General features: G+C 63.6%; 5 protein-coding genes. 3 read left to right on the top strand and 2 right to left on the bottom strand.

All coding sequences use genetic code 11. From position 1 onward, the window contains the following. Positions 1 to 133: 133 nt before the first annotated feature. On the bottom strand, positions 134 to 934 hold the full coding sequence (locus Q0R02_RS10530; RefSeq protein WP_293883279.1) for a helix-turn-helix transcriptional regulator: 801 nt from the start codon (positions 932 to 934) through the stop codon (positions 134 to 136). 192 nt (positions 935 to 1,126) lie between these two features. On the opposite strand from Q0R02_RS10530, the gene Q0R02_RS10525 reads away from it, so the two are divergent. Continuing rightward, positions 1,127 to 1,651: a nuclear transport factor 2 family protein gene (locus tag Q0R02_RS10525; protein WP_293883276.1), complete on the top strand. Its 525-nt coding sequence runs from the start codon at positions 1,127 to 1,129 to the stop codon at positions 1,649 to 1,651. A 72-nt stretch (positions 1,652 to 1,723) separates the two neighbouring features. Continuing rightward, entirely contained in the window at positions 1,724 to 2,581 is an 858-nt protein-coding gene (locus Q0R02_RS10520) for a DJ-1/PfpI family protein (RefSeq protein WP_293883273.1), read from the top strand. On the opposite strand, the gene Q0R02_RS10515 is transcribed toward Q0R02_RS10520, so the two are convergent. Next, entirely contained in the window at positions 2,558 to 3,424 is an 867-nt protein-coding gene (locus Q0R02_RS10515) for an NAD(P)H-binding protein (RefSeq protein WP_293883271.1), read from the bottom strand. The genes Q0R02_RS10520 and Q0R02_RS10515 overlap by 24 nt on opposite strands. 134 nt (positions 3,425 to 3,558) lie before the next feature. Here Q0R02_RS10515 and Q0R02_RS10510 point away from each other — a divergent pair. Then, positions 3,559 to 4,013 (top strand): TetR/AcrR family transcriptional regulator (locus Q0R02_RS10510; protein ID WP_293883269.1); only part of this gene is annotated, 455 nt, incomplete at its 3' end.

The following is a 4,013-nucleotide window of genomic DNA, read 5'->3' as shown; positions in this document are numbered from 1 at the left end:
TTCTTCGGCTAGACCATCGACCCACTGCCGGTTGGGTATGCCGCCGTATCTGGAAAAGAACGCGCTGAAGTTGCAGAAGGGGTCCCTTGCGCAACGTGCAAGTGAGTGGCCCCAACTGGTGGTTAGCCCCGCCTCAGGGATTGGCCATGAAGGTCGCGTGTCGGCGTTCCGTCTCCTCATCGGCGGGGAACATACACTCGACCCGGAGTTCCTGCGCGGCGACCGTAGTCGGCGTTCCGACGGTGGAGACCATGGAAAAATAATTGAGCGTTACCCCATCCTTCTCAAACCTGAGCGGGATCATCGGGAGGTCCGCGCTGGCACTGCGGAATCCGCGAACGTCTTGCACACTGGGGTAGCCAAGGAGCGCGTCCAGCAGCTCCCGGCTCTTTGGGTCGACCACACCGCCAATGGCCTCGCGGCGCACCCGGTCGATGAGCGATGCTGAGGTCCGCTCCCAATCGCGGATAAACGGGCGCATGCCGAAGGGATCGAACATAAGGTGCAAAAGATTTCGCGGACCCGCTCGCGCGGCCATATCGACGAACCGCCCAAAGAAGCGCGGCGCGGCGTCGTTGGCCGCCAGTACGTTCCAGTGCCGGTCCATCAGTACGGCCGGATAGGGCTCCTGTACCTTCAGCATGCGGGCCACGGCTTTGGTAATGCTCTTCATCTGCGGCGCGTCCCACGCCCCTTCGGGATACAGGGGTGCGTAGCCTGCGGCGAGCAGCAAGACGTTCCGCTCGCGAAGCGGCACGTCGAGGGCCTCAGCGATGTTGACGAGCTTGTCGCGCCCCGGCGCGCTTCGCCCGCTTTCGATAAAGCTCAGGTGACGCTGGGAGATGTCGGCCCCGAGCGACACGTCAAGCTGGCTCTGACCGCGGATCGAGCGCCATTCGCGCAGCAGGTCGCCGAGATGGGCAGTCTTCGTCATGTCGCGTCTTTCCGTTCTCATTTCGAGGCGTACTGCGGGGCAAAGCGCGTTTAGACCATCCTGCGCGAGTTTCTTATTACTTCTGACGTAATTGCGACGATTGTCTCGCTCGCTAAATGACGGCTACGGACCGCGTGCGTCGCTAACTGGCACCAAGCGCGCTCCGACCTAATGTAAGCGGAAGGAAGTGGCATGGACTGGTCCATCGATATCGGCGCGAGCCGGAGGCAGCTGCTTTGCGCGGCGGTCGGCGTGTCCGGCCTCTTGTACGCTCCTTCCCTGGCGGCCGCCATCCGGCCTACCCGTATGCCCAAAGAGGAGGCAGCAATGACCCAAGTGACCTTTACCAAGACCCAAGCGCCCGCCTGGCTGATGGACTTCTGGCGCGAGATCGACGACAAGACATGGGGCAGGGGCTTCGACTGCTTCGCCGAGGACGCGGTCTGCAACCTGGGCGCGGCCGACTGGCACGGTCGCGAGGCCATCCGAGACAATCTGCGAAAGTTTATCGACTCCGGCTTTACTGCGCATCACGAAGTTCTGGAGTATTGGGACAGCCCGCATCTCAAGGTGTTCCGCGGCAAGGTGACGATGACCCCCGACAACGGCGGCCCGGTTGTCCACCCGACGATGTCCCACTTTTTCTACATGGATGAGCGGAACCAGTCCAAGGTCAAGCACTGGCTTGGCGCGGTCGGCCCTGTCTCGTTTGGCTGACCTGGAGGATCGGCGGCCGGTCCGGCAGCATCGCGCCGCCGATGCCTCGACCCCAGCGTGCAGGAAGATTTGATGCACTCGCCACCATCACGAGCAAAGAACGCGACAGATGAGGCTAGGACTTCTCCCGTCGTCTTCGGGGACCGCCCGCGGCCCGTACGGCGCGAAGGGCCGATCACCATCGGTGCGCTCATTTTCGACCGTCTCGATCAGATCGACTTCACCGGTCCGTTTGAGGTGTTCTCCCGCATTCCGGACACCGAAGTCCATGTCGTGGCGGGCTCGCTCGCGCCCGTGGTCGACGTCAGGGGGTTGACCTTGACGCCCACCCTCCGAATCGCCGACGCGCCCCTGTTCGACGTCCTGCACGTCTCCGGCGGGCTTGGTCAGCAGGCCATCATGGACGACCCGGGGGTGATCGGCTTGATCCAGCGCCATGCAGAGGCGAACCGCTTGGTGTTCTCGGTGTGCACGGGCGCGCTGCTGTGCGGAGCCGCGGGGCTGCTCCGGGACCGGCTAGCAACCACTCACTGGGCGGCGCACGACCTCCTTCGTTTCTACGGGGCGACGCCCGTCCGCGCGAGGGTGGTTGTGGACGGTAACTACGTGAGCACCGCCGGCGTCACCGCCGGGCTCGACGGGGCGCTGCTGGTTGCGTCTCTCCTGCGCGGCGACGCCATTGCCGAGCGAAACCAGCTCGACATCGAGTACGCGCCCGAGCCATTGTTCCACAGCGGCACGCCGGAGCAGGTCACCGAAAATGTGCTCGCCGCGTTTTTCGAGAGCTACGGCGCCAACAAGGAGTTGCGGGAAGCGGAGGCGCGGCGCTTCGCAGAGCGGCTGAACGTCACTATCCCCCGGCTGACGCCGTGCTCCCCGGAAGGAGCGCCGACACGGAATTGGCCTTTAGGCGTCGCTGCCTTTGGTTAGAACATCCCGCACCGACAGCGGCTTGCGGCGAAGCAATGCCGAAAGCGCCGGATCAGTGGGGGCAAACTCGCCATTTCGCGCGGCCCGATACATGCCGAGGGTCATCTCGACGGCGGCTGGCGGCGCGCCTCGATCGGCCATCATGGCTGCCTGCTCCTCGTCCGTGACGACTCGCCGTTCGACAGGCTTTGCATAAAGCTCGACGAGGATGGCAGCGACATCGCTCAGGTCTTGTGCCTCCGCTGCGGTCAAAGGCGGCGTCGGGCCGTCGAACCTGCCCTCATCCACAAGAATGGCCGCAGCGGCAGCGGCGAGGTCGGCGTGCGCCGTCCATGCCACCTTGCCGTCTTGCGGAGCGGCCAGCACGCCAGACGAGGCCGCGTCGCCGATCATCATTTCGATAGTGCTGGCGTAAAAGCCGTTTCGCAACGCGGTCCAGGCCGTCCCTGAGTCGCGAAGCATGACTTCGGTCGCGGCGTGGGTGTGCATCGGCGGAAAGGCGGATGAGGAACTTGCCCCCATGTGGCTGGTATAGATGATGCGCCATGCGCCAGCCGCACGGGCGGCGTCGATCGCGTTTCGATGCTGGGCGATCGGATCGCCGCCGACGGCCGCCGCGTTCGAGGATACGATCAGAACCTGCGATGCACCTTCAAACGATGATACTAGGCTATCGGCCTTAGCGAAGTCGCCATAGCGAACGCGCACCCCGCGTTGTGCCAAGCCGCTTGCGCCATCTGGGTTCCGCACACTAACACCAACTCGATTGGCGGGCACCACCTCAAGCAACTGCTCCACAATCCGCCGCCCGAGTTTGCCCGAGGCGCCTGTCACGACTAACATCCAGCTTCTCCATTCTACAACGGTATCAACGCTAACGCATTTGCCCTATCGTTGTTTATCAGCGGTATCAACGGTTGGTTGCCGGTGAGACCCCTTTCGCGATACGGTGCTTCATGGATGGATTATCGCCCACTTTGGACAAGCTGCTAGGCGACGATACCCGCTCCCGGATTATTGGTGCCGCTACCGATCTAATCGCCACCGGCGGTAGTGAGGCGGCGACGACAAGGGCTGTCGCGATTGCTGCTTCCGTGCAGGCACCCACCATCTATCGTCTGTTCGGAGACAAGGACGGTCTTCTCGACGCGGTAGCGGAGCAGACCCTGGCGGATTACGTCGCATGCAAAGCACAGCACGACTCGGCCGTCGATCCGATCGAGGATTTGCGCCAGGGTTGGGATACGCACATTGCCTTCGGCCTAGCCCATCCTGCCATCTTCGCACGGATGAACGCACCGCGTACCGGAGCGCCTTCCCGCGCCTCGGCCGCCGGGCTTGCCGTGCTTCGCGAGCGTGTCCGTCGAATCGCGCGTACTGGGCGACTGCGAGTGACCGAAGAGCGGGCCATCGACCTGATTCATGCAGTGGG

Origin of the sequence: Sphingomonas sp., assembly GCF_025353885.1 — a bacterium.
Lineage (GTDB): Bacteria > Pseudomonadota > Alphaproteobacteria > Sphingomonadales > Sphingomonadaceae > Sphingomonas_O.
Note: the sequence above shows the minus strand (reverse complement) of the source record. Positions and strands in the feature narration are given on the sequence as shown.

What these genes read in the sequence shown, in the direction of transcription:
- Q0R02_RS10525 (WP_293883276.1), top strand. Translation starts at nt 1,127, where the DNA reads ATGGACTGGTCCATCGATATCGGCGCGAGCCGGAGGCAGCTGCTTTGC.
- Q0R02_RS10520 (WP_293883273.1), top strand. Translation starts at nt 1,724, where the DNA reads ATGCACTCGCCACCATCACGAGCAAAGAACGCGACAGATGAGGCTAGG.
- Q0R02_RS10530 (WP_293883279.1), bottom strand. Translation starts at nt 934, where the DNA reads ATGACGAAGACTGCCCATCTCGGCGACCTGCTGCGCGAATGGCGCTCG.
- Q0R02_RS10515 (WP_293883271.1), bottom strand. Translation starts at nt 3,424, where the DNA reads ATGTTAGTCGTGACAGGCGCCTCGGGCAAACTCGGGCGGCGGATTGTG.